Annotated in this window: 21 protein-coding genes; 13 read left to right on the plus strand and 8 right to left on the minus strand. The window is 65.8% G+C overall.

Annotated features, from left to right (window positions below; genetic code table 11):
- The first annotated feature begins 176 nt into the window (after window positions 1-176).
- From ileS to QZ409_RS14670, 11 genes are all read left to right on the plus strand, one after another.
- Window positions 177-3,176, plus strand: coding sequence for an isoleucine--tRNA ligase (gene ileS, locus QZ409_RS14620; RefSeq protein WP_296712750.1), 3,000 nt, complete (start codon window positions 177-179; stop codon window positions 3,174-3,176).
- The gene (gene lspA / locus QZ409_RS14625; protein ID WP_296712754.1) at window positions 3,173-3,703 is read left to right on the plus strand and encodes a signal peptidase II; all 531 of its coding nucleotides are present in this window, start codon (window positions 3,173-3,175) and stop codon (window positions 3,701-3,703) included. The genes ileS and lspA overlap by 4 nt, the downstream gene beginning before the upstream one ends.
- A gap of 72 nt (window positions 3,704-3,775) precedes the next feature.
- Entirely contained in the window at window positions 3,776-4,180 is a 405-nt protein-coding gene (locus QZ409_RS14630; protein ID WP_296712758.1) for a hypothetical protein, read from the plus strand.
- Window positions 4,181-4,233: 53 nt separating this feature from the next.
- The gene (locus QZ409_RS14635) at window positions 4,234-5,001 is read left to right on the plus strand and encodes a hypothetical protein (protein WP_296712759.1); all 768 of its coding nucleotides are present in this window, start codon (window positions 4,234-4,236) and stop codon (window positions 4,999-5,001) included.
- Window positions 5,002-5,112: 111 nt separating this feature from the next.
- Entirely contained in the window at window positions 5,113-6,459 is a 1,347-nt protein-coding gene (locus tag QZ409_RS14640) for a pitrilysin family protein (protein ID WP_296712835.1), read from the plus strand.
- A 22-nt stretch (window positions 6,460-6,481) separates the two neighbouring features.
- Window positions 6,482-7,819 (plus strand): pitrilysin family protein, encoded by a 1,338-nt coding sequence (locus QZ409_RS14645; protein ID WP_342394846.1) that lies wholly within the window; start codon window positions 6,482-6,484, stop codon window positions 7,817-7,819.
- A 20-nt stretch (window positions 7,820-7,839) separates the two neighbouring features.
- Window positions 7,840-9,651, plus strand: coding sequence for a DNA mismatch repair endonuclease MutL (mutL, locus tag QZ409_RS14650; RefSeq protein ID WP_296712762.1), 1,812 nt, complete (start codon window positions 7,840-7,842; stop codon window positions 9,649-9,651).
- 31 nt (window positions 9,652-9,682) lie between these two features.
- Window positions 9,683-9,898 (plus strand): SlyX family protein, encoded by a 216-nt coding sequence (locus QZ409_RS14655; protein WP_296712765.1) that lies wholly within the window; start codon window positions 9,683-9,685, stop codon window positions 9,896-9,898.
- 107 nt (window positions 9,899-10,005) lie between these two features.
- On the plus strand, window positions 10,006-10,704 hold the full coding sequence (locus tag QZ409_RS14660; protein WP_296712768.1) for a phosphatidylserine decarboxylase: 699 nt from the start codon (window positions 10,006-10,008) through the stop codon (window positions 10,702-10,704).
- Window positions 10,705-10,774: 70 nt separating this feature from the next.
- Window positions 10,775-11,575 carry a CDP-diacylglycerol--serine O-phosphatidyltransferase gene (pssA, locus tag QZ409_RS14665; RefSeq protein WP_342394847.1) on the plus strand — a complete coding sequence of 267 codons (801 nt, stop codon included), beginning with the start codon at window positions 10,775-10,777 and terminating at the stop codon, window positions 11,573-11,575.
- Window positions 11,576-11,581: 6 nt separating this feature from the next.
- Entirely contained in the window at window positions 11,582-12,487 is a 906-nt protein-coding gene (locus tag QZ409_RS14670) for a PhzF family phenazine biosynthesis protein (RefSeq protein ID WP_296712771.1), read from the plus strand.
- Here the strand turns inward: QZ409_RS14670 and QZ409_RS14675 are convergent.
- The 4 genes from QZ409_RS14675 to rpiA all read right to left on the minus strand — a co-directional run bounded on the left by QZ409_RS14675 (window position 12,484) and on the right by rpiA (window position 18,198).
- Window positions 12,484-15,138 carry a DUF2339 domain-containing protein gene (locus QZ409_RS14675; protein WP_296712775.1) on the minus strand — a complete coding sequence of 885 codons (2,655 nt, stop codon included), beginning with the start codon at window positions 15,136-15,138 and terminating at the stop codon, window positions 12,484-12,486. The genes QZ409_RS14670 and QZ409_RS14675 overlap by 4 nt on opposite strands.
- An 89-nt stretch (window positions 15,139-15,227) precedes the next feature.
- Window positions 15,228-15,917: an SOS response-associated peptidase gene (locus tag QZ409_RS14680; RefSeq protein ID WP_296712777.1), complete on the minus strand. Its 690-nt coding sequence runs from the start codon at window positions 15,915-15,917 to the stop codon at window positions 15,228-15,230.
- Between the two features lie 43 nt (window positions 15,918-15,960).
- On the minus strand, window positions 15,961-17,346 hold the full coding sequence (gene gor / locus QZ409_RS14685) for a glutathione-disulfide reductase (RefSeq protein WP_296712778.1): 1,386 nt from the start codon (window positions 17,344-17,346) through the stop codon (window positions 15,961-15,963).
- Between the two features lie 138 nt (window positions 17,347-17,484).
- Window positions 17,485-18,198, minus strand: a complete 714-nt coding sequence (gene rpiA, locus QZ409_RS14690) for a ribose-5-phosphate isomerase RpiA (protein ID WP_296712780.1) — start codon at window positions 18,196-18,198, stop codon at window positions 17,485-17,487.
- Window positions 18,199-18,325: 127 nt separating this feature from the next.
- On the opposite strand from rpiA, the gene QZ409_RS14695 reads away from it, so the two are divergent.
- Window positions 18,326-19,060 carry an SDR family NAD(P)-dependent oxidoreductase gene (locus QZ409_RS14695; RefSeq protein ID WP_296712781.1) on the plus strand — a complete coding sequence of 245 codons (735 nt, stop codon included), beginning with the start codon at window positions 18,326-18,328 and terminating at the stop codon, window positions 19,058-19,060.
- A gap of 57 nt (window positions 19,061-19,117) precedes the next feature.
- Window positions 19,118-20,089, plus strand: a complete 972-nt coding sequence (locus tag QZ409_RS14700; protein ID WP_296712784.1) for a nitronate monooxygenase — start codon at window positions 19,118-19,120, stop codon at window positions 20,087-20,089.
- Between the two features lie 35 nt (window positions 20,090-20,124).
- On the opposite strand, the gene dapE is transcribed toward QZ409_RS14700, so the two are convergent.
- The 4 genes from dapE to QZ409_RS14720 form a co-directional block, all read right to left on the minus strand.
- Complete coding sequence (gene dapE / locus QZ409_RS14705) at window positions 20,125-21,300, minus strand: succinyl-diaminopimelate desuccinylase (protein ID WP_296712787.1); 1,176 nt, start codon at window positions 21,298-21,300, stop codon at window positions 20,125-20,127.
- Between the two features lie 13 nt (window positions 21,301-21,313).
- Complete coding sequence (locus QZ409_RS14710; protein ID WP_296712788.1) at window positions 21,314-21,790, minus strand: hypothetical protein; 477 nt, start codon at window positions 21,788-21,790, stop codon at window positions 21,314-21,316.
- Window positions 21,790-22,644, minus strand: a complete 855-nt coding sequence (gene dapD, locus QZ409_RS14715; protein WP_296712789.1) for a 2,3,4,5-tetrahydropyridine-2,6-dicarboxylate N-succinyltransferase — start codon at window positions 22,642-22,644, stop codon at window positions 21,790-21,792. Before dapD ends, QZ409_RS14710 begins: the two co-directional genes overlap by 1 nt.
- Before the next feature lie 71 nt (window positions 22,645-22,715).
- Window positions 22,716-23,615 carry a cation diffusion facilitator family transporter gene (locus QZ409_RS14720; RefSeq protein WP_296712791.1) on the minus strand — a complete coding sequence of 300 codons (900 nt, stop codon included), beginning with the start codon at window positions 23,613-23,615 and terminating at the stop codon, window positions 22,716-22,718.
- Between the last annotated feature and the right edge of the window lie 31 nt (window positions 23,616-23,646).

Consider the following 23,646-nt stretch of genomic DNA (forward strand, 5'->3'; position numbering starts at 1 on the left):
TGTTCTTGCTACAAGGCGCCATGTCGTTTCGCGCCCGTTTCCTCTCCCGGCGAATTATCGGCCCGGCCCGCGGCTGAGCGTTTGCGCTCGCCAGCGCGCCGGGAGGTTCCGCATGACAGTCATGCGTCCGCGCCGATTCCGGGCTTCGCCGCCCATCGCTTGAGAGTTTTCGCCAAATGTCCGACGCCCCCAAGGCAGACGCCCCGAAGCCCGAAAAGACGGGTCCTGATTATTCCGCCACGCTCTATCTGCCGAAAACCGATTTTCCGATGCGCGCCGGCCTGCCGAAAAAGGAGCCGGAGCTACTGGCCCATTGGGAGCAGATCGGCCTGACCGAGCAGATGCGAAAGGAAAACGCGGGCAAGCCGAAATTCGTGCTGCATGACGGCCCGCCCTACGCCAATGGCAATATCCATATCGGCCATGCGCTCAATAAGATCCTGAAAGACATCGTCACGCGCTCGCAGCGCATGATGGGCAAGGACGCCAATTACGTGCCGGGCTGGGACTGCCATGGCCTGCCGATCGAATGGAAGATCGAGGAACAATATCGCGCCAAGGGCCGCAACAAGGATGAAGTCCCAGTGGTGGAGTTCCGCCGCGAATGCCGCGCCTTCGCGGAAGGCTGGCTCGACGTGCAGCGCGAGGAGTTCAAGCGGCTCGGCATCGCGGGCGACTGGTCGGGCCGCTACGCCACCATGGATTATGCGGCGGAAAGCATCATCGCGCGCGAAATCATGAAATTCGCCGCCAATGGCCTGCTCTATCGCGGCTCCAAGCCGGTGATGTGGTCGGTGGTGGAAAAGACCGCTTTGGCCGAGGCGGAAGTGGAATATGAAGACCACACCTCGGATTGGGTTTTCGTAGGTTTTCCGGTGCGCGGTCAGGACGCCCGTGTCGTGATCTGGACGACCACGCCCTGGACCCTGCCGGGCAATCGCGCGATTTCCTTCTCGCATCGGATCGCCTATGGCCTCTATCGCGTGACGACGGCGCCGGAGGGCAATTGGGCCAAGACCGGCGATCATTACATCCTGGCCGACAAGCTGGCCGAAGGCGTAATGCAATCCGCCAAAGTAGAGGCTTTCGAACGCGTCCGCGACGTCCCGGCCGCCGAATTGGCGGCGATGACCTGCGCCCATCCCCTCGCGGCGCTGGGCTATGACTTCGACGTGCCCCTGCTCGACGGCGATCATGTCACCGATGACGCGGGCGCTGGCTTCGTTCATACTGCTCCTGGCCACGGCCGCGAGGATTTCGACATCTGGATGGCGTCGAGCCGCCTGCTGCATGAGCGCGGCATCGACGGCCGCATTCCTTATACGGTCGACGCCGATGGTTTTTACACCGACGAAGTCCCCGGCTTCCCCGGCGCCCGCGTCATCGACGACAAGGGGAACAAGGGCGACGCCAATGAGCGGGTCATCAAGGCTTTGGTCGAGGCTGGCGCCTTGCTCGCGCGCGGTCGTGTGAAGCACCAATATCCGCATAGCTGGCGGTCGAAGAAGCCCGTCATCTTCCGCAATACGCCGCAATGGTTCATTGCGATGGACAAGCCTTTCGCCGTCGCGCTTGATGCCGTCGCCACAAAGGGCTTGGGCGCTGGGTCCAATGGCCCGACCCTGCGCGCTATCGCTCTGGAAGAAATCGCACGCACAAAATGGGTTCCGGCGGCGGGCGAGAACCGCATCACCGGCATGATCGCCAACCGCCCCGATTGGGTGGTGTCGCGCCAGCGCGCCTGGGGCGTGCCGATCGCGGTTTTCGTGAAAAAAGGCGGCCACGACATTCTGGTCGATGACAAGGTCAACGCCCGGATCGTCGCGGCTTTCACGCAAGAGGGCGCCGACGCCTGGTACGAGGAGGGCGCAGCAAAGCGTTTCCTGGCGCCCGACCACGACCCCAACGACTATGACAAGATCGACGACGTGCTCGACGTCTGGTTCGATTCCGGCTCGACCCACGCCTTCACGCTGGAAGACCCGGTCCATTTCCCGACTTTGGTGGGCGTCAGCCGCCGCCATGACGGCGGGCCGGACGAGGTGATGTATCTCGAAGGCTCGGACCAGCATCGCGGCTGGTTCCATTCGTCGCTGCTGGAAAGCTGCGGCACGCGCGGCCGCGCGCCCTATGATTCCGTGTTGACCCACGGCTTCGTGCTGGACGAGAAGGGCCGCAAGATGTCGAAATCGCTCGGCAATGTCGTGGCCCCGCAGACAGTCATCAAGGATTCCGGCGCCGACATCTTGCGCCTGTGGGTTGCGGCCTCCGACTATTCCGACGACCTGCGCATCGGCAAGGAAATCCTCTCCACCTTTTCCGAAACCTATCGCAAGCTGCGCAACACGATCCGCTGGATGCTCGGCGCGCTCGCGCATTTCGATCCGACTGAGGCGGTGTCGCGCGAAAAAATGCCGGAGCTGGAGCGCTACATCCTGCACCGTCTGGCCGAGATCGACGCTCAGGTCGCGGAGGCTTACGCCGCTTTCGATTACAAGAAGGTGGTCGCGCTGCTCTCGGCCTTCATGACCGGCGACCTTTCTGCCTTTTATTTCGATATCCGCAAGGACGGCCTCTATTGCGATCCGCCGTCGAGCGTGGCGCGCAAGGCGGCGCTGACGACCATCGACATCCTGTGCGACGCGCTGCTGAAATGGCTGGCGCCGATCCTGTGCTTCACGGCGGAGGAATCCTGGCTCGCCTTCCGGCCTGGCGCCGCGCCTTCCGTCCATCTGACGACTTTCCCTGCCGGGCTGGCGGTCTGGCGTGACGAGCCGCTCGCCGCGAAATGGCGCGCCATCCGCCGCATCCGCGCCGTCGTCACGGGCGCTCTGGAAATCGAGCGCGCGCAGAAGAACATCGGATCTTCGCTCGAAGCCGATCCGCGGGTCTTTATCGCCGATGCCGCCTTGCGCGAGGCGCTCGACGGCGTCGATTTCGCCGAAATCTGCATCACTTCCGCGATTGAGATCGTCGCCGAGGCCCCGCCTGAAGGCGCCTTCACTTTGCCTGAAGCGCTGGGCGTCGGCGTGGTGAGCCGCCGCGCTCAAGGCCGGAAATGCGCGCGCTCCTGGCGTATTTCGGAACTGGTCGGCTCCGATCCGGAATTTCCGGACGTGACCCCGCGCGATGCGCAGGCCCTGCGCGAATTGCGGGCCAAGGGCCTCTGGCCGTGAGGCTTGCGCCGCCGGCCGTGAGCTTTTCCGGTCGCGAGCCGCGCCGCCGCCTGATCGGCTTCGCCGTGGCGGCGGCGGTGGTGGTCGCGGATCAGGCCAGCAAGTCCTGGGCGATTGGTCTGCTCGACGGGCCGGAGCGCCCGTCCATCGTCCTGACGCCCTTTCTGGCGCTGGTCATGAGCTGGAATCGCGGCATCGCTTATACGCTGCTACGCTCGGAGGGCGATTTTGGGCGTTTCGCTCTGGCGGGCTTAGCGTTTCTGGCGGTTGGCCTGTTGTCTTACTGGCTGTGGCGCGCGCGGGGCCTCGCCGCCACGCTCGGCCTCGGCTGCCTGATCGGCGGGGCGCTCGGCAACGCCAGCGACCGACTTGTCCATGGCGCTGTGGCCGACTTTCTTTATTTTCACACGCCCTTTTCGCTTGGGCCTTTGTCCAACTATGTTTTCAATCTGGCCGACGCCGCCATATTTGTCGGCGTCGTCTTGCTGGTGTATGACGCGTTTACGAACCGGGAAGACAGGGCCTGACGGGCCTTCATCCCGAGATCGCCGCGAAGCCGCTCAAGGGGCGACAGGATTGCGGCCAGGAAGGATTTCGGAATGAGCATGATGCGGTTGAACCCGTTTTTAAGCGTGAAATCGACGTTGCGCCTGGCCGCGTGCCTGCTGGCCGCTTGCGGTTTGGCGGCGCCGGCTCTTGCGCAGGAGCCCGCGCCGCAGCCGGAAATGGCCTTTGGGCAGCAGATGCCGCGCCAGTTTTTCTTCAATAAATTAACCAATCCCGCCCCTCAGCCCGCGCCACAGGGCTCCGGCGCCACCGCAGGTGGACAGGGCGGTTCGGCTGCGGCTCAGGCCGCCGAGGAAGAGGGTAACGGCCCGTTCCCGAAGCGTTATCTGTTGAACCGCATGTTCAGCTCGGAAAGTTTCGGCGAAGACCCGGCCCCGAACCGGGTCAGCGCCCCGCCGCCGTCCGCCGCTGCGGCGCCCGCCGCGAAAACGCCTTGAATCCGGGTTAGAGGCGATGTTTTATAATTGAGCGAAGGATTTCGAGGTTGAGGATGCCGCTGACGAACCGCATGAAACACGCTAAGGCCAGCTCGCTCATTGCAGCCGGCATGACGGTCTGCGCGTTTGTTTTGGTCGCGCCGGCCGCTCGAGCCGACGATTCGCTCTGGGGCAAGGCGATCGGTTCGATCGGCCTCGGCGGCAATTCCCAGCCCGCCCAGGACAGCGCCCCGGCACAGGCCGCTCCCGCGCCTCAGCCCAATGTTCCGGCGCCGCAGCCGAAACAGAACGCCAAATCCACCAATGTGGCTCCTCCCGCCGCTCCCGCGGCTCAGGAAAGCGTGAGCCAGGCGGCGCCCGCCCAGGGGTCGAACCTGTTGACCAATTGGTTCGGCTGGGGCCGTGGCGCAGAGTCCGCCGCGCAGGGCGCCTCTACACAGCAGGCGAGCGCCGTAGCGCCGCCGCAGAGGGCGATTTCTCCCACTCAGGCCGTCACCCCGCCGCCTCCGCCCCCGCCGCCGCGCGCGGCGGAGCCGAGCATGTGGGACAAGATGCTGGGGTCGGTCGGCGGCGCCGCAAACGGCTCGCCGGACACGATCAACTACAACGAGCGCCCGAAACTGGCGGTGCCCAAGGAGCGCGCCTTGCCGCCGCCGGCGGCGGTCGCCGGCGATCCGCCGCCGACCCGCGCCGCCAATGGCGACTATCTGATCAAGCCGCCGGAGACCTATCTCGAAAAGGTTCGCGGCCCGGATGGCGTCGCTTCGGGTCTGCGCGACAGCGACATTCCCAAGGACAAGAAGTTCTTCGGTCTGTTCTGAGGCCGAACCCATCCAGCAAAAATTCAGGAGCCGGGGCTGTCGCTCCGGCTTTTGCGTTCTATATTGGATGGCTAGGATTTGGTCAGGACAAGGATTCGCACAGTGGCCCTAATGAACAGCTCTCCCCCTTCTGGCTCGGCGCAGGAGACGCCTTCGGTCGGGACAGGGGAAGGGCAGGCGTCGCACGCTGGGCCGCGCGTCGATCATTTCAAGCTCGAAAACGGCATGGATGTGGTGGTCATTCCGGACCACCGCGCGCCCGTCGTCACCCATATGGTGTGGTATCGCAATGGCTCGGCGGATGACCCGCGCGGCAAGAGCGGCATCGCGCATTTCCTTGAGCATCTGATGTTCAAGGGAACACACAAGCACCAGCAGGGCGAGTTCTCGCATCTGGTCGCGGAGCTGGGCGGCCAGGAAAACGCCTTCACCTCCTATGACTTCACCGCCTATTTCCAGCGCGTCGCGCGTGAGCATCTCGGCGTGGTGATGGAGTTCGAAGCCGACCGCATGACCAATCTCAACCTCACCGACGAGGTTGTGGCGCCCGAGCGCGAGGTGGTGATGGAGGAACGGCGCATGCGCACCGAGGCCGATCCCGCCGCGCAGCTCGACGAGGCGCTGAACGCCGCGCTGTTCACGCATCATTCCTATGGCGTGCCGATCATCGGCTGGGGCCATGAGATCGAGACGCTCGACCGCCAGGACGCGCTCGACTATTACCGCCGCTTCTATACGCCGGAAAACGCCATTCTCGTCGTCGCCGGCGATATCGAGGCGCCCGAGGTGGAAGCGCTCGCCCGCGAGACCTATGGCAAGATCCCCGCGCGCGGCGAGGCGCCGAAGCGCAATCGCCAGAAGGAACCCGAACCCCGCGCGGAGCGCATCGTCAAGCTGGCCGACGCCAAGGTCGAGCAGCCGCAATTCGAGCGCATCTATCTCGCGCCCTCGGCCCATACCGGCCAGAAGGGCGAGGCGGAAGCGCTGGACGTGCTCTCCCACTATCTCGGCGGTGGCCAGACCAGCCTGATGTTCCGCCGGCTGGTGCTGGAGCGCAAGCTCGCGGTCTCGGCTGGCTCCTATTATTACGCCGACTCGGTGGATGAGAGCCGCTTCTATGTTTATGGCCTCCCGGCCGAGGGCGTCAGCCTGGAAGAGCTGGAGCGCGGCGTGGACGATGTCCTGGCCGAGCTGCGCCGCGACGGCATGAGCCGCGAGGATGTCGAGCGCGCGTCGACACGTCTGGTCGCCGACGCCGTCTATGCGCAGGACAACCAGACCTCGCTCGCCCGCTGGTTCGGCGCGGCGCTGGCCAATGGCGGGACCGTTCAGGACGTGCTGGGCTGGAGCGCCCGCATCGAGGCGGTGACCGCCGAGGACGTCGCCAGCGCCATGAAATGGCTGCAGAAGCGCCGCGCCGTCACGGGCTATTTGCTCAAGGACGAAGCCGTCGCGTGACCGTCAGAAGAGAGTTTGCGCTGTGAACGCACCAACAAAAAACGCAACCGCCACAATATCCGCCGGCAAGAACCCGGTTGGCGCGCCGGTCTCGCGCGCCGAGCGCGTCCAGCAAATCGTCAGCCCGGGCGGAATCGCCGCCTGGCTGGTCGAGGATTACGCCGTGCCATTGGTCGCGATGGAGTTTTCCTTCGCCGGCGGCGCCTCGCAGGACCCCCAGGGCAAGGCGGGCGCCGGGTCGCTGCTCGCAGGCCTCCTCGACGAGGGCGCCGGCGATCTGACGGCGGAGGCCTTTCATCGCGCGCTCGAGGATCACGCCATCCGATTGAGCTTCAGCGCCGAGCGCGACGAGTTCTATGGCCATTTGCAGACTTTGGTCCGGCACAGCGACAAGGCCTTTGAGCTGATGGCGCTGGCCTTGAACGCGCCGCGCTTCGATGCCGAGCCGCTGGAGCGCGTGCGCGGCCAGCTTAACGCCGCGCTCAAGCGGGAATCGCGGGAACCCGACGCCATGGCCGCGCAGGCCTGGCGCCGCGCCGCATGGCCGGGTCATCCCTATTCGCGCGCCTCGCGCGGCGAACTGGGCGAGATCGACGCCGTGACGCGCGACGATCTCGTCGCGCTGCGCAAAAAAATGCTGGCCCGGGAAACGCTCAAGATTTCGGTGGTCGGCGCCATAGACGCGGCGACGCTTGCCCGCCATCTCGACTCGCTTTTCGCCGGCCTGCCGGAAAAGGCCGATCTGACCCCCGTTCCCGACATCGAGGTGCAGGGGGCCGGCCGGCGCATTGTGGTCGATTACGACGTGCCGCAGTCCAATATCCGCTTCGGTCGCCCCGGAATCGCGCGCCGCGACCCGGATTATATCCCCGCCATGGTGGTCAACCACATTCTGGGCGGCGGCTCGTTCACCTCGCGCCTGTGGCAGGAGGTGCGCGAGAAGCGCGGCCTGACCTATTCGGTCTATTCCTCGCTCAGCACCGCCGACCACAGCCCCGCCTTCATCGGTTCGACCTCCACCAAGAATGAGCGTGCGGCGGAGACGCTCAGCGTGATCGAGACCGAATATACGCGTCTTGCGGCAGATGGTCCGACCGCCGAGGAGTTGGACAAGGCCAAGAAATATTTGACCGGCTCCTACGCCCTGCGCTTCGACACCTCGACCAAGATCGCCGGCCATCTGCTGCAATTGCAGCGCGAGAGCCTCGGCGTCGATTATCTCGACCGCCGCAACGCCGAGGTCGAGGCCGTGAGCCTGGAGGACGCCCGCCGCGTGGCGAAGCGCCTGATCGGCGATTCGCGCCTTCTCGTGGCCATCGTCGGCCGGCCCGAGGGGGTTTCGGAGCAATCCGCCGCCTGATCAGAAGGCCGCCCGAATCCATGGCCATCCGTCGGCTCGATCCCATTCTGGCCGACCGCATCGCCGCCGGCGAAGTGGTTGAGCGCCCGGCGGCGGCCGTCAAGGAACTGGTCGAAAACGCGCTCGACGCCGGCGCCTCGCGAATCGATGTGACCATTGCGGGCGGCGGCCAGAAGCTGATCCGCGTCATCGACGACGGCGCCGGGATGGACGAGGCGGATCTCGCGCTCTGCGTCGAGCGCCACGCCACGTCCAAAATTCCCGATGGCGACCTGACCAATATCGCGACTTTGGGCTTTCGCGGCGAGGCGCTGCCCTCCATCGCGTCAGTGGCGCGGCTGGAGATCGCCACGCGCCGGGCGGAGGCCCCGCATGGCCTGCGGCTGCGGGTGGCGTTCGGCGAGGTTTCCGCCGCCGCGCCCATGGCTCTGGCGCAAGGCACGCGGGTCGAGGTGCGCGACCTGTTCGCCGCCACGCCGGCGCGGCTGAAATTCCTCAAAAGCGAGCGGGCGGAAGCCTCGGCCGTCGCCGATGTGGTGAAGCGGCTGGCTATGGCGCATCCGGACGTGCGCTTCTCGCTTGGCGGCGAAGGCCTTTCGGGCTTCGACCATCAGGCCTGTGCTCCCGGTCAGGAGGGGCTGCTGGCGCGGCTGACCCAGGTTCTAGGCCGTGATTTCCGCGAGAACGCGCTCGCAGTCGACGCCGCGCGCGACGATTTCCAGCTATGGGGCTTCGCCGGACTGCCGACCTGGCATCGCGCCAACGCCCTGGCGCAATTTGTCTTCGTCAATGGCCGACCGGTGCGCGACCGCCAGATCGCCGGCGCCATCCGCGCCGCCTATATGGATTATCTCAGCTCCGACCGGCACCCGACGCTGGCCCTGTTCATCGAGTGCCCGCCGCATCGCGTCGACGTGAACGTCCATCCCGCGAAAGCGGAAGTGCGTTTCGCCGATCCCGGACTGGTGCGCGGGCTGGTCATCGGCGCCCTGAAACAGAGCCTCGCCGGCGCCCTGCATCGCGCCACGACGACCAATGCGGCGGCGGCCGCGCAGAAATTCGCGTCGAACCTGCCCGGCTTTTTCCGGCCCGCGCCGGCGCAGAACTGGGACTGGCGCGCCTCGCCGGCCGCGCCTTCGCTGCTCGACGCCGCGCCTTCCTTCAACGAGGGCGCGCCGTCCGGCTTCGCTGAGGCCTCGCCCGCCGCCGACGCGCGGGCCCATGAGGCCGCACCGCAGGAGAGCGACCTTGCGGCGCCGCTCGGCGCGGCGCGCGCGCAAATCCATGAGACCTATATCATCGCCCAGACTCGCGACGGGCTGGTGCTGGTCGATCAGCATGCCGCCCATGAAAGGCTGGTCTATGAACGGCTCAAGGCGGAGCGCGCGAAGAATGGCGTGGCGCGGCAGGCTTTGTTGTCGCCGCTGGTGGTCGATCTCGACCCCGATGATGCAGCGCGCCTGACCGATGCAGCCGATCTGCTGCTCTCGCTCGGGCTGGCGCTGGAGCCTTTCGGCCCGGGCGCGGTGGCGGTGCATGAAGCGCCGGCGGCGCTGCGCGTGGCGGCCATCGAGTCGCTCGTGCGCGATCTCGCCTGTTCGCTGGCCGAAGACGGCGCCGCCGCGCCGCTGGAGAAAAAGCTCGACCATGTTCTGGCGACCATGGCCTGCCATCATTCCGTGCGCTCGGGCCGCCGCCTCGCGCCGGAGGAAATGAACGCGCTGTTGCGCGAAATGGAGCGCACGCCGGGCGCGGGCCAGTGCAATCACGGCCGCCCGACCTATGTCGAGCTGAAGCTCGCCGATATCGAGAAATTGTTCGGACGGCGGTGACCTTTTGCGCGCCCCACGCTAAACAGGCGTCATGACAGCATCCAATCCCGGCCCGGACGAGGCGCGTATCGAGGCGCTGGAGGCGGCTTGCGCGCATCAGGACCGCGTCATCGCCGAACTGAGCGACGCCATCGCGGCGCAATGGGCGCGCATCGACGCGCTCACACGCGAAGTCCTGCGCTTGCGTGACGAGGTCCAGGTCCAGGGCGAGCGCAGCGCGCCGGACAGGCCGCCGCCGCATTATTAGCGCCTTTGTCGCGGGGTGAAGCGCGACTCATCCAGCGTGACTCGTGACTTGAGCGCGATTTGGCGCCATAAAGCGCGCGCAATCCTCCTTTGCGAGTTCGCGCGCTCATGACGATCATCGATTCCCTGCGCAAGCAGATCGTTCCCATCCATCCGGAAGGCTATGTCTTCATCGCGCTTTTCGCCGGCGTCTCGCTGGTGCTGAGCTGGATCTGGTCGCCGCTCGGCTGGGTGGGCGGTTTCCTGACCCTGTGGTGCGCCTATTTCTTCCGCGATCCGCCGCGCGTGACGCCGGTGCTCGAAGGGCTGGTGGTTTCGCCCGCGGACGGAATCGTCTGCTCGATCGGCAATTTCCCGCCGCCGCCGGAACTTGGCCTCGGCGTGGACCCGATGCAACGCGTCTGCGTCTTCATGAATGTGTTCGACTGCCATGTGAACCGCGCGCCGGTCACGGGCCGCATTTCCCGCATCGCCTACAAGCCGGGCATTTTCCTCAACGCCGATCTCGACAAGGCGAGCGAGGACAATGAGCGCAACGGCCTCGTGATCGACTCGCCTTACGGGCGATTCGGCGTGGTGCAGATCGCGGGCCTCGTCGCGCGCCGCATCGTGTCCTTCGTGCAGGAGGGCCAGAGCCTCGGAGTCGGCGAGCGTTTCGGCCTTATCCGCTTCGGCTCGCGCGTGGACGTCTATCTGCCGCCGGGCGCGCGTGTCCTCGTCGCGATCGGCTCCAAGGCGGTGGCGGGCGAAACCGTGCTGGCCGACTATCGGGAGACCGAGGGCGAACGCCATTTCAAGGTTGGCTGAGATGGAAACCGACCGTCCTTCCCCCACGGGGCCGGCTCACGCGAGTTTCCGTCCGCGCGGGCTGCGTGGCTTGCCGCTGCGCTTCGTCGTGCCCAATGTGGTGACCCTGCTGGCGCTTTGCGCCGGCCTGACCGCGATCCGCTTCGCCGTAGAGGCCAAATTCGAGAGCGCGGTGCTTGCCATTCTGGTCGCTGCCGTGCTCGACGGGATCGACGGCCGCATCGCGCGGGCGCTCAAGGGCTCGTCGCGTTTCGGCGCCGAATTGGACTCGCTCGCCGATTTCATCGATTTCGGCGTCGCGCCGGGCCTGTTGCTGTTCTTCTGGTCGCTGCACGATCTGAAAACCGTGGGCTGGGCGGCGGTGCTGATTTTCGCCATCGCGGCGGCCTTGCGCCTCGCGCGCTTCAACGTGATGATCGACGATCCGGACAAGCCCGCATGGATGGGCCGCTTTTTCACCGGCATGCCAGCCCCGGCCGGTGCGATCGTCGTGTTGTTGCCGCTCTATGTTCATCTGTCGTTCGACCTGCCGGAATCGCGGGCGTTGACTTTGGCCGAGGCGCTCTATGTCGTCGTCGTCGCCGGCTTGATGGTGAGCCGTATTCCACATTACTCGGGCAAGACCATCGGCCGGGTGCCGCGCGAGGCGTTCGTCTTCGTGCTTTTCGCCGTCGCCGCCATCCTGATTTTGCTGGCCTCGTTCCCTCTGCAAATGCTGATCGGCGTCAGCCTCCTCTATCTGGCGATGATTCCCTTCTCGATCCGCGCCTTCCGCCGCCTGTCGGAACAGGACGCCGCCGAGAACGCCGGGACATCGCCGCCGCCCGCCCAAAACGCGGCCGTTTCGCCGCCTGTTGACGGCGCGGCCTGAGCGGCGATGCGTCTCGCCTATCATCTGCTGGATGTTTTCACGGAGCGCCCGCTCGCGGGCAATCCCCTCGCGGTCGTTCCCGACGCCGACGGGCTTGATGCGGCGCAAATGCAGGCCATTGCGCGCGAATTCAACCTGTCCGAGACGGTCTTCGTCGTTACGCCGGCCGATCCGGTCCATACGGCGCGGTTGCGCATCTTCACGCCCGCGCTGGAACTGCCCTTCGCCGGTCACCCGACCATCGGCGCGGCCTGCCTGATCGCGCAATTGCGGGCGCCGGACATGCTGGGCCGGCAGCCGTTGCGGCTGGTGCTGGAAGAGCAGGTCGGCGCCGTCGTCTGCGAAGTGGTCCGCTGGCAGGGTTCCTTGCGCGCCAGTTTTGTCGCGCCGAAGCAGCCTGAACTCACTGGCGCGCTTGCGGATCGCGCGGGCATCGCCGCCGCACTGGGGTTGGATGAAGCCGAGATCGGCTTCGACGGCCATGAGCCTGTGCTGGCCTCGGCGGGATTGCCCTTCGCCTTCATTCCGGTCAGCAGCCTGTCGGCGCTCAATCGAATCGCGCCGGATTTTTCGCGTTTCGCCGGCGCCTTCCAACTCGAGCGGCCCGCCGCCTTCATTTACACGCGCGAAACCGCCGATCCGGCGAACCATGTGCAGGCGCGGGTCTTCGTTCCCGGTCTCGGCGTTCACGAAGATCCGGCGACAGGTTCGGCCGCCTGCGCTTTCGCCGCAGTCGCCGTCCAATTCGAACAGCCGGAGGATGGCGAACACACCATCGTCATCGAGCAGGGATTTGCGATGGGCCGCCCGAGCCAGATCGCCCTCGCCATGCAGGTTTCAGACGGCGCTCTCGTTGAAACGAGCGTCGGCGGCGCTTGCGTGAAATTCGGCGAAGGCTTCCTGAGCTTTTAGCTTTCCGGCGTTTTCCTCGGCCGGAACACCAGCTTCTGATAGACAAGGCCTATCCCGATCAGCACGGCGCCGAGTCCGATGAAGGAAAAGGCCCTCTGCGCCCCGACCAGATGGGCGAGATCGAAGAAAAACACCTTCAGCACGGCGAGGACGATCACGGCCGCGGAGGCGACGCGCGCCTCCAGCGAATGGCGCAGCAGGCCATAGGCGAGCAGCGCCACGCCGAGGGCGAGCCAGACGGCCGAATAGGCATATTGTTCGGTTGCGCTGGTCGCCTGATTCCATCCGATCCACATGCCCTGGAACAGGCGGCGCGTCTCCAGCGTCGCATAGAGGAAGATCAGCAGCAGCGCCATTAGCCGCGCCATGCGCAGGAACCACAGCGGGCGGGTGGTCAGGCAGAGCTTGGCCAGCCCCGCCGCGGCGACCGCCGGCAGCGCGTAGCCGAGCAGCAGGCTGTTGAGCCAGCGTCCGCCGATGATGGGGCGCTGACTGAAAAAAGGGTTGCTCCACAGGGCGAGGGAGAGACAGGCGATCAAAGCCGACGCGACGCCAAAGCCAAGCGAGAAGAAATACAGCACCGGGCTGCGGCGGCCGAGATCGAGCCGCGACAGCACCAGCGAAAATCCCATTGCGCTGACGGCATAGAGGCCATTTTCCACGAGGCTCGCGTCTTCCACAAAGAGATCGCCGCCATGCAGCGCATGACGAATCTGGAAGAAGACCAGCAAGGCGGAAAAGACGATGGCCAAGGCTTCGGCGATCTGGGTCGCGCGGTCCTCGCCGCCATTGCGCGCGAGCAGCCGCGCCGCCAGACCAAAGGACAGGGCCGGGACGCCATAGCCGAACAGCAGCCAGTTGAAGATCAGCGTCGTTCCCAGTTCGGCGTCGACGATGCGCGGATCCCAGGCGAGCCGGGCGGCGATGACAAAGCCCATGGCGGCGACCGCTCGCCGCAGGGCCGGGACGCCAAGACGCGATTCAACAAAAGCCGCGCCAAGCGCCGAAAGCGATAGCGCCACGGTAAGCATGCCGCGATCGAGCGTGAAGGTCAGGCCGAGTGCAAGGGCGGCGAGGGTGGCGCTAGCCATCACGCCCAAGGCGAGGCGGTCGTTCGAGCCCTCTGCGTCGCGCTGACGGAAGGCGCGGGCGAAGGCGAGGAAAGCCAGCGCCAGCGCGAGCGCGACAAGGCCAAGCGGCAGGCTGATCGCCGCCCAGGTCAGCCTCAGGTAAATGATGCAAAGAATGGAGAGCGGGGTCAGGGCGGCGGTCGCGGCGAGGACCAGCGCCGCGAATTTCGGGATTTCCACGCGCCGCCACAGGCTGTGGCCAGCGAGCCCGGCGACAGTCGCCGCGCAGATGGCGGCGAAGAGCTGGAAGCGGACGGGCAGGACCGGCGGCGCATCGGCAAAGTCGAAACTGGGCGTGTCGGTCGGCCAGAGCGCGAGCAACCAGAAGGCGAGGGCCCCCGCGCCCGCCAGCAGGCCGGGCGCGAGCCAGGGCCGCGCCGCGCCACTCGCCGCGAGCAGGCCGACGACGCCCAACGCGCCGAACAGCCAGAAATTGTCGAAATCGCCGCGATTGGCGCAGTAGGACAACGCCAGGCTGGCGACGAAAGCGAGGCCGAGCGGTCCCGCATGAGCGAGGGCGAGACGCCAGCGCGGGCTCGGCGTCAGGGCCGCGCGGTCGAGCGCGAAGGCGAAGCAAGCCAACGCCATTTGCACGACGAAATGCAGCTCGGCAGCCTGGGGAAAATCGGGCTGGCGGCCGACAGCCAGGGCAAGGCCCCAGATCGCGGCGCCGATTGCGCAGGAGATGGCGAGCCACGCCCATTGCCGTAGCCGCGCCAGCCCATAGGCGGAGGCCGCGACGATGGCGATATAGATCAACAAAGGCCAAGGGGTCGGGTCGGGCGTGGCGATCAGAAGCGGCGCCGCGAGCGCGCCAACCAGCCCGAAGCCGGCGATGGCGGGGCCGTGCCACACAGCCGCGAACATGGTCGCGAGCCCGGCGGCGCCCAGCGCGACAAAGGCGAAGCCAGGGCCGATGAAGCCATAGAGCGCATAGGCGGCGTAGATCGCGCCGAAGCCGGCGGTCGCGCCGGCGGCGGTCAGCACGGCGGGGGTTGGCGTCGCCTCGTCCGCGCTTTTTTCGCGCCGGCGCAGAAACTCGCCTGCTCCGGTCAGCGCCGCCGCGAAACCCAGTCCCAGCAGCACACGGGCGGCGGGGCCGAACAGTCCTTGTTCGATGGCGAAGCGGACCAGCAGCAGGCCGCCGAGCGCCAGCGCGATGCCGCCGACATAGACCACCCAGCGCGTGCCGATGGCCTCTTCGAGCGAAGCGGCGGGGCGCGGCGCGGGCGCGAAATGGGGCTGTTCAGCAGTTTGTGGCGCCGCCGCGCCTTGCGGCGCCCGCTCCTGTAGCGGCTCGGCCGGAAAGGCAGGCGCCGGTTGAGGCGTTTCAGCCGGTTCCGTTCGCGCCTCGGCTGGCGCGGCCTGCGGCGGAGCGGGCGGGAAGGCGCGAAGGGCGCGCAATTCCGCCTGCAATGCGCGCAGCGTTCTCTCCATGCGGTCCATCCGGCCGCGCGCGTCCAGCGCGAGGAAGAATCCCAACGCGCCAAGTAGCGTCAGCAGGCCGGTGACTAAACTCATGGACCCAATCCGCGCAAAAATGACCGAACGGCGCGATTATCGGCGCCGCCGCATTCCCTTTTCTTACAATGTCCCGAGGAAACCAGAAGTTAAACCGGCTGCTGGACCTCCGGCCTGTCATTGGCGACGCGGCCGACCAACGGCGAAATGGCGAAAAATTCGATCGTATCTTCGTCGGCGGGACGCAGAAGGTTCAGGGGCGGGGCGATGGTTTCATCGGGGTTGAGCCAGGCGTCGTAATGTTCCGGCTCGATCACGGTCGGCATGCGGTCGTGGATGGCGACGGTCGCGCCATTGGCCATGGTGGTGACGATGCAGGCGGTGTCGATTTCGCCGCCGGAGGGATCGGCGAAGGTTTCCCACAGTCCCGCGAAGGCCAATAAGCCGCCGCCGCTCCGTCGCAGCAGGAAAGGCGTCTTCGGCACAGGTTTTCCGGAATTAGGCCCATTGGCGCGCCATTCGTACCAGCAATCAGCGGGAACGAGGCAGCGCCGCCGCCGCAAGGCTGCGCGAAAGCTCGGCTTTTCGGCCAGGGTTTCCGCGCGGGCGTTGATAAGCAGCGGGAATTTCGCCGGGTCCTTGACGAAGCCGGGCAAAAAGCCCCAGCGCGCCAGCTGGAAATGCCGGGTGACGCCCTGCGGCCCGCGCCGCGCCGTGACGATCGGTATGGGCTGGGTCGGCGCGATATTGTAGCGCGGGGGGAAATTGGGCTGTTCCGCATAGCGGAAAAAAGCGCGGACGGCCTCGGGCGGCGAGGTGATGGCGAAGCGTCCACACATTTCCTTGCCCTTTCCTGCGATTGCGACGGGTCGCGATCGGCTGTCAGGCTGCGTCGCGGATGTAGCGCGCCGTGCGGTTGCGCAAGGTCACAAGTTCCTCGGCGGCGGAGGGGTGCAGCGCCATGGTGGCGTCGAAATCGGCCTTTTTCGCGCCAAGCTTGAGCGAAATGGCCAGAAGCTGGACCATTTCGCCGGAATCTTCGCCCAGTACATGCACGCCGAGCACGCGGTCGCTGTCGCCGTCCACAATGATCTTCATGATGACCCGCTCCGCCCCGCCGGTCAGCGTGGCCTTCATCGGACGAAACGAGGTCTGGTAGATATCGACGCAACGGAATTTTTCGCGGGCCTCCGCCTCAGTGAGGCCGACCGTGCCGATCTCCGGCGTGGTGAAGACGGCGGTGGGGATGAAATTGTAATCGACTTCCTGTGCGCCTCCGCCAAACAGGCGGTCGGCGAGCAGATGGCCCTCGCGGATGGCGATGGGCGTCAGATTGATGTGATTGGTGACGTCGCCGACGGCGTGGATTGACGCCACATTCGAGCCGCCGCGCGCATCGACCTTGACAGCGCCGGCCTTGTCGAGCGCGACGCCGGCCTTTTCCAGTCCCAGGCCCTGGGTGTGCGGCTTGCGGCCGGTGGCGATGAGAATCTGGTCGGCTTCGATCGTCCCGCCGTCGGAAAGCGTTATGAGCAAGCCGTCGGCTGTCTTTTCGATAGCTGTCGGCAGCGCGCCGGTCCGAAATTCGACTCCGGCATGGGCCATGGCGTCGCGCAGCCCGTCGCGCATGGCTTCGTCAAAACCGCGCAAAACATTGTCGGCGCGAAACACTTGCGTGACCTTGGCGCCAAGTCGAGCGAAAACGCTGGCGAACTCCACCGCGATATAGCCGCCGCCGACCACGACGAGGCGCTTTGGGAATGTTGCGAGATCGAAGATCTCGTTCGAGCTGATGGCGTGCTCAAGCCCGGGAATGGCGGGCTGGAACACCGGCGCGCCGCCGGTGGCGACCAGAATGTGCCGAGTCCGGACGTCGCGGCCGCTGCGGGTCAGGCGCACTTCATTGGGGCCGAGAACTTCCGCGCGCTCCTCGAAAACCTCGACGCCGGCCTTGCGCAGATTGGCCTCGTAAATGCCGGAGAGGCGCGAAATCTCCGCCTCCTTCGCGGCGACGAGCTTGCGCCAGTCAAATTCTGGCTTTTGCGGCAGACGCCAGCCGAAGGCCGCGGCGTCGGCGAAATCATCGGCGAAGCGCGAAGCGTAGACATAAAGCTTTTTGGGGACGCAGCCGCGAATGACGCAGGTTCCGCCGATGCGGAATTCCTCCGCGATCATGGCTTTCGCGCCGTGGCCCGCCGCGATGCGCGCGGCGCGCACGCCGCCCGACCCGGCGCCGATCACGAAAAGATCGGTTTCGAATTCGCTCATCGGCGCAGGCTCCTTCCAGATTGCAGCACCATTTGACCTTGACCGCGACCGAACGCGGTCAAGAAATCCCTCGCATAAGCTCGGCGGCGCAGTCGCGCCTAACCAAGACACACAGGTTTTCACCTGTGTGTCTTGGCGTCAGGCTTCAAGCTGGCCGACGACGCGTATGCCGCTCACATCGGCGACGATGACCGCGCTTGCAAGGCCGATGAACAAGCCGTGTTCAACGACGCCGGGAATGGCGTTGAGAGCGCGCGCCAATGCGTCGGGGTCCGGGATAAGACGGAAATCGCAATCGAAAATCGGATGGCCGCCGTCGGTGAGGTAGTCCTTGTCCTCAGCGATCTTGCGCTGCATGACCGGGCCAGAGCAGCCGCAGGCGCGGGCGGCTTCCTCGATATGACGGCGAGTGGCGACGAGTCCGAAGCGGTCGGCCTCCACCGGAAGTTTGAACTTGCCGAGATGGGCGACTTCCTTGCTCGCGTCGGTGATGACGATCATGCGCTTCGAGGCCGCCGCGACGATTTTTTCACGCAGCAGCGCGCCGCCGCCGCCCTTGACGAGGCGCAAGGCGGAATCGAATTCGTCGGCGCCATCGACAGTCAGGTCGAGTTCCGGGGTTTCATCGAGCGTCGAGAGGCGCAGCCCCCAGCCTTCGGCCTGAATGCGCGTGCGCTCGGAGGTCGGCACGCAGATCACGTCGAGACCGTCGCGCGCCTTTTCGCCGATGCAATCGACGAAATGGGCGGCGGTCGAACCCGTGCCAAGGCCTAGCTTCATGCCGGAGCGCACCAGGGCGGCGGCGCGTTCGGCTGCCTGCCGTTTGAGCAATTCGATGGGTGAATGATCCATGGCGCGCTCCGCAAATTCCATGCTTTCCGCGATAGCGGCATTGGCGAAGAAAGGCAATCCGCTCGCTTGCAACCAGCGCTCGGACCCCTGATCTATGCCGAAGCAGCTCGGGAGCCTCGTTATGAGAATGACCGGCAACACTATCTTCATCACTGGCGGCGGCTCCGGCATCGGCCAGGGACTCGCCAGAGCCTTTCACGCCCGTGGCAATAAGGTGATTGTCGCCGGGCGGCGCAAGGCGCCTCTGCTGGCGCTAACGCAAACGCATCCCGGCATGGATTTCTGCGAACTCGATCTGCGGGACCCTCTCGCGATCGCAGAGGCCGCTGATTGGCTGGTCATGACCCATCCCGACGTCAATGTCCTGATCAACAACGCCGGGATCATGTCTGGCGACAAGACGGGCGCCTTCATGGACGACGATCTCAACCGGGCCATTGTCGAGACCAACCTGCTCGGTCCCGTTCGCATGACCTCGGCTCTGGTCGAACACTTGAAGACCCGGCCCTATGCGGCGGTAGTCAATGTTACCTCGGGGCTGGCTTTCACACCGCTGGCTTTTTCGGCGGTCTATTCCGCGACCAAGGCGGCTCTGCATTCCTGGACCATGTCGTTACGCTTCAGGCTCAGGTGCAGCTCCGTGCGCGTGCTGGAGCTGGTCCCGCCCTGGGTGCGCACGGATCTGATGGGCTCGCGCGACCAGTCCCGCGCCATGCCGCTGGATCAATTCATCGCGGAGGCAATGGAGAAATTTGCCACGGGATCGGATGAGATTCTGGTCGATAGGGTGCGTATGCTGCGGGACAATCCCGGCCCCGACGAATGGGCCTTTGTCGCCAAGTTCAATGGTTCCGCAGTGTGAAGACCTGGAACCGGGAAAGCGCAATATTGGTTTGTCCCCGAAGCCGGGAGGGGGCCAATGCTCATTTCGACGCGCCTGACGGAACAGCTCGGACTGAAACATCCGATCATGCTGGCTCCGATGGATTTGATCGCAGACGCGCGCTTGGCGGCCGCCGTGAGCCGGGCGGGCGGCTTCGGCCTGATCGGCGGCGGCTACGGCGAAGAGACCTGGCTGACGAAGCAGTTGGATGGCGTCGGCGATGAACGAGTCGGCGTGGGCTTCATTACGTGGAGCCTGGCCAAAAATCCGCGCCTGCTCGATCTCGCGCTGGAGCGTCATCCTCCCGCAATCATGTTGTCCTTCGGCGACGTTCGCCCCTTCGCGGACAAGATCAAACGGGCCGGCGCAAAGTTAATCTGCCAGGTTCAGACTCTTGCCCATACGCGAGACGCGGTCGCCTCGGGCGCGGATATTCTCGTCGCTCAAGGCGCCGAAGCGGGGGGACATGGCGTTTCGCGCGGCGCTCTTCCACTCGTTCCAGCGGTTGTCGACGCCGCCCCTGACGCGATTGTCGTGGCGGCCGGCGGGATCGCCGACGGGCGCGGTCTGGCCGCCGCGCTGATGCTCGGCGCGGAGGGCGGCCTGCTGGGAACGCGTCTTGTCGCTTGCCAGGAAGCCGCGTCGCCTGCGGACGCGAAGGACCGTATCGTCAAGGCGGCGGGCGATGAAACGATCCGTGGTCTGATCTTCGACATCGCGCGTGAAAACATTTGGCCGCGCCCATTTACGGGCCGCGTGCTTTGCAACAGATTTTCCGAACAATGGGCCGGTCGGGAAGAGGAATTGTTGGTACGGCAGAAGGAAGTCGCTGCGCTTTATCGCGAGGCGCGCGCGAAAGGCGATTTCGACATCGCCGCCGTCATAGCCGGGGAAGCCGTCGATCTCATTCACGATATTCCATCGGCCGGCGAGATCATCGAGCGAATGGCTCGCGAAGCGGCGGAGCTTCTTGCGGCGGCGCCGTCGCGTTATGGGCTCGGACGTTAGCCGTTCCGCGCCCGGCCTCATCGCGGTGACGACGCTCAGGCGAAATAGGCGTCGATGATTCGCGTGTAAATCCGGGTCAGGCCGTCGATGTCCGAGACGGCGACGCGTTCGTCAACCTGATGCATGGTCTTGCCGACCAGCCCGAACTCCACCACCGGGCCATATTGCGAGATGAATCGCGCGTCGGAGGTTCCGCCCGAGGTCGAGAATTCTGGCCGGCGGCCCGTCTCGGCCTCGATCGCTTTCGCCACCTTTTCCGTGAAGTCCCCCGGCTTGGTGATGAAGGACACGGCGTTGCAGGCGTCGAAGCTCAGTTCGAATTGTTCTTGCGGACGCACGGTCAGAAGGCGGCGGCGAATTTCGGTTTCGAGCGACTGCGGCGTCCAGAGGTCGTTGAAGCGGATATTGAACCGCACCCGCGCCGCGCCCGGAATGACGTTGGTCGCCTCGTTGCCGATATCGATCGAGGTAATTTCGAGATTGGAGGCGTCGAACCAGTCCGTGCCTGTATCGAGCGGCTCGCCCTTGAGCGCGGCGCAGAGCGCCAGCAAATGGGGGACCGGATTGTCGGCGCGATGCGGATAGGCGACATGGCCCTGTTTGCCGCGCACGACGAGCCGCCCGTTGAGCGAGCCCCGCCGGCCGATCTTGATCATGTCGCCGAGGTCCTGGGCGTTGGTCGGCTCGCCGACCACGCAATGATCGAAGCTTTCGCCCCGCTCCGCCAGCCATTGCAGCATTTTTACCGTTCCGTTGATGGCCGGGCCTTCCTCGTCGCCGGTGATGAGAAAGCCGATCGAGCCTTTTTTTGGCGCGCCGTTCCGTTCGATATAGCGAAAGGCGGCGGCGGCGAAGGCGGCGATTCCGCCCTTCATGTCGGCGGCGCCGCGTCCGTAAAGCTCGCCCTCGATGATTTCGCCAGCGAAGGGGTCGACCGTCCATTTGGCGGAATCGCCCGGCGGCACCACGTCGGTATGGCCGGCGAACAGCAGGAATGGCGCGCTGTCGCCGATCCGGGCGTAGAGATTGTCGATATCCGGCGTGCCGGTTTCGGAAAAGGGCAGGCGGTGGGTCTTGAACCCGGCGGCGTCGAGGCGCGCCTGCAGGATGTCGAGCGCGCCGGCGTCGGCGGGCGTGACCGAGGGGCGGCGAATCAGGTCGCGGGTGAGGGCCACGCTCGGGCTGGTCTCGCCGTCCAAATCGCCCTCCATCTCACTTCCTTGCTCAGTCCGGGCGCAGGGCCAGTTCGTAAAATTGCGCGGCGAAGGCCCCCAGCGCCACCAGCAGAACCAGCCAGGGCGCGAAGGCGGGCATCAGGCCGAACAGATTGGGCTGCGCCCAGAAGGCCGCCCCCGCCGCGAAGCCCGCAAGCGGCCAGACGCTGGCCCAGGCGGGGCTGTAGCCTCGCGCGCGGAAGCGCTTGGCGGAGAGATTATACTGGCTGATCTGGGCCAGCAGAACCAGGCTCGCGTAAAGCAGCAGATAGAAAAAGGCTAGGAACGCCTTGAGGTCGAACAGGCCCTGAACCGCAAGATCGCGATGCGTCCACGAACTCATCGCCGCCCAGACGCCGGCGAGGACCAGGCAGAGTCCGGTCAAGGCCAAGGTCCAGCGCCGCCAGACCGGCGCCGAAATCGTCCCTTCCGAGTTGCGGAAAAGGAAGCTGAACTGGGCCTGATCCATCAGTCGCAAAAATTCCATCAGTCGCGCAACAGCTCGTTGATGCCGGTCTTGGAGCGGGTTTGCGCGTCGACCGTCTTGACGATGACGGCGCAATAGGTCGAGGGGCCGGGCGTTCCGTCCGGCAGCGGCTTGCCGGGCAAATTGCCGGAGACCACGACGGAATAAGGCGGCACATAGCCGACATGGACCTCGCCGGTGGCGCGGTTCACGATTTTGGTCGAGGCGCCGATATAGACGCCCATGGCCAGCACTGCGCCCTCGCCGACGACCACGCCCTCCACCACTTCGGAGCGCGCGCCGATGAAGCAATTGTCCTCGATGATGGTCGGGCCGGCCTGCAGCGGCTCCAGCACGCCGCCAATGCCGACGCCGCCCGAAAGATGCACGTTCTTGCCGATCTGGGCGCAGGAGCCGACCGTCGCCCAGGTGTCGACCATGGTGGCGGTGTCCACATAGGCGCCAAGATTGACGAAGCTCGGCATCAGGATCACGCCGGGGGCGATATAGGCCGAGCGCCGCACGAAACAGCCGGGCACGGAGCGGAAGCCGGCGGCGGCGTGGTCCTTGGCGCCCCAGCCGTCGAATTTCGAGGGAACCTTGTCGAACCAGGTGGCGCCATAGGGGCCGCCGGGAATCACATGCATGTCATTGAGGCGGAAGGACAGCAGCACGGCCTTTTTCAGCCATTGATTGACCTTCCAGCTGTCGGGGCCGATCTTGCCGGGGATCTTTTCCGCCACGCGCGCCTTGCCGGCGTCGATCAGATGCAGCGCCGATTCGACCGCCTGGCGCACGTCGCCCGTGGTCTGCGGCGTGATGTTGGCGCGATCCTCGAAAGCGGCGTCGATAATGGTCTCGAGCGCGTGCGGCATGAGCGTTCCCCCTGGAGAATTTGTTGCGCTGGTTTCGGGTTTTGGCGCGGAGAAGTCAAGGCTGCGCCGGATCAAGGCATGACAATGCCCTCATGTTTGGCCTTGCTCTCCGGCTCGACATGGATGTTGACCAGCGCGCCGGGAAGCTCCGCTTTCAGCGCGTCCTCGATCCGGTCGCAGATGTCATGCGCCGCGCCGACTGTCATGGCCGAGGAAACGACGAGATGGAAATCGATGAAGGTGGCCTTGCCGGCGTGCCGCGTCCGCAGGGCGTGCGCTTCGATCGAGCCCGCGCCGCTGCCGGCGATGATCTCCCTGATGCGCGAAAGTTCATCGGCCGGCGCGGCCTCGTCCATCAGGGCGCTGACATTGTCCTTGACCACGCCCCCGCCGCTCCACAGGACATGCAGAGCGACGAGGCCGGCGATCGCGGGGTCGAGCCATTCGATCCCGGTCACGACGACCAGCGTGACGCCCACCAGCACCCCGAGCGAGGTGACCACATCGGCCAGGAGATGCTTGCCATCGGCCTTCAGCGCGGCTGAACGATGCGCGCGGCCCTGCAGCACGAGGAAACGGCTCCACAGCCCATTGAGCAGTGTGGCGCCCATGCTGACGGCGAGGCCGGCGCCGGGCGCCTCGATCGCGCGGGGCGCCAGGAAGCCCGCATAGGCCTCGCGCATGATAGCCAGCGCCGCCAGGATGATCAGGACGCCCACGGCCACGGCCGAAAGATATTCGGCCTTGTGGTGCCCATAGGGATGTTCCTCGTCGGGCGGCAGCGCGGCGATGCGGATGGCGACGATGGCCGCCGTGGCCGTGGCGACATTGATGATGCTTTCGAGCGCGTCCGAATAGAGCGCGATGCTGCCCGTCAGCAAAAAAGCGACATATTTCACGCTGAGCACGACGAGGCTCACGCCCAGGCTGCCGAGGGCGATCTGGTTGAGGCTCAAAACAGGAAGTTTCACGGCGTCTCCGGCGCTTGCAACGCGCGCGCCG

Origin of the sequence: Rhodoblastus sp. (assembly GCF_019449565.1) — a bacterium.
Taxonomy (GTDB): Bacteria; Pseudomonadota; Alphaproteobacteria; order Rhizobiales; family Beijerinckiaceae; genus Rhodoblastus.

What these genes read in the sequence shown, in the direction of transcription:
- ileS (WP_296712750.1), top strand. Translation starts at nt 177, where the DNA reads ATGTCCGACGCCCCCAAGGCAGACGCCCCGAAGCCCGAAAAGACGGGT.
- QZ409_RS14630 (WP_296712758.1), top strand. Translation starts at nt 3,776, where the DNA reads ATGAGCATGATGCGGTTGAACCCGTTTTTAAGCGTGAAATCGACGTTG.
- QZ409_RS14635 (WP_296712759.1), top strand. Translation starts at nt 4,234, where the DNA reads ATGCCGCTGACGAACCGCATGAAACACGCTAAGGCCAGCTCGCTCATT.
- QZ409_RS14640 (WP_296712835.1), top strand. Translation starts at nt 5,113, where the DNA reads ATGAACAGCTCTCCCCCTTCTGGCTCGGCGCAGGAGACGCCTTCGGTC.
- mutL (WP_296712762.1), top strand. Translation starts at nt 7,840, where the DNA reads ATGGCCATCCGTCGGCTCGATCCCATTCTGGCCGACCGCATCGCCGCC.
- QZ409_RS14655 (WP_296712765.1), top strand. Translation starts at nt 9,683, where the DNA reads ATGACAGCATCCAATCCCGGCCCGGACGAGGCGCGTATCGAGGCGCTG.
- QZ409_RS14660 (WP_296712768.1), top strand. Translation starts at nt 10,006, where the DNA reads ATGACGATCATCGATTCCCTGCGCAAGCAGATCGTTCCCATCCATCCG.
- QZ409_RS14670 (WP_296712771.1), top strand. Translation starts at nt 11,582, where the DNA reads ATGCGTCTCGCCTATCATCTGCTGGATGTTTTCACGGAGCGCCCGCTC.
- QZ409_RS14675 (WP_296712775.1), bottom strand. Translation starts at nt 15,138, where the DNA reads ATGAGTTTAGTCACCGGCCTGCTGACGCTACTTGGCGCGTTGGGATTC.
- QZ409_RS14680 (WP_296712777.1), bottom strand. Translation starts at nt 15,917, where the DNA reads ATGTGTGGACGCTTCGCCATCACCTCGCCGCCCGAGGCCGTCCGCGCT.
- gor (WP_296712778.1), bottom strand. Translation starts at nt 17,346, where the DNA reads ATGAGCGAATTCGAAACCGATCTTTTCGTGATCGGCGCCGGGTCGGGC.
- rpiA (WP_296712780.1), bottom strand. Translation starts at nt 18,198, where the DNA reads ATGGATCATTCACCCATCGAATTGCTCAAACGGCAGGCAGCCGAACGC.
- QZ409_RS14695 (WP_296712781.1), top strand. Translation starts at nt 18,326, where the DNA reads ATGACCGGCAACACTATCTTCATCACTGGCGGCGGCTCCGGCATCGGC.
- QZ409_RS14700 (WP_296712784.1), top strand. Translation starts at nt 19,118, where the DNA reads ATGCTCATTTCGACGCGCCTGACGGAACAGCTCGGACTGAAACATCCG.
- dapE (WP_296712787.1), bottom strand. Translation starts at nt 21,300, where the DNA reads ATGGAGGGCGATTTGGACGGCGAGACCAGCCCGAGCGTGGCCCTCACC.
- QZ409_RS14710 (WP_296712788.1), bottom strand. Translation starts at nt 21,790, where the DNA reads ATGGAATTTTTGCGACTGATGGATCAGGCCCAGTTCAGCTTCCTTTTC.
- dapD (WP_296712789.1), bottom strand. Translation starts at nt 22,644, where the DNA reads ATGCCGCACGCGCTCGAGACCATTATCGACGCCGCTTTCGAGGATCGC.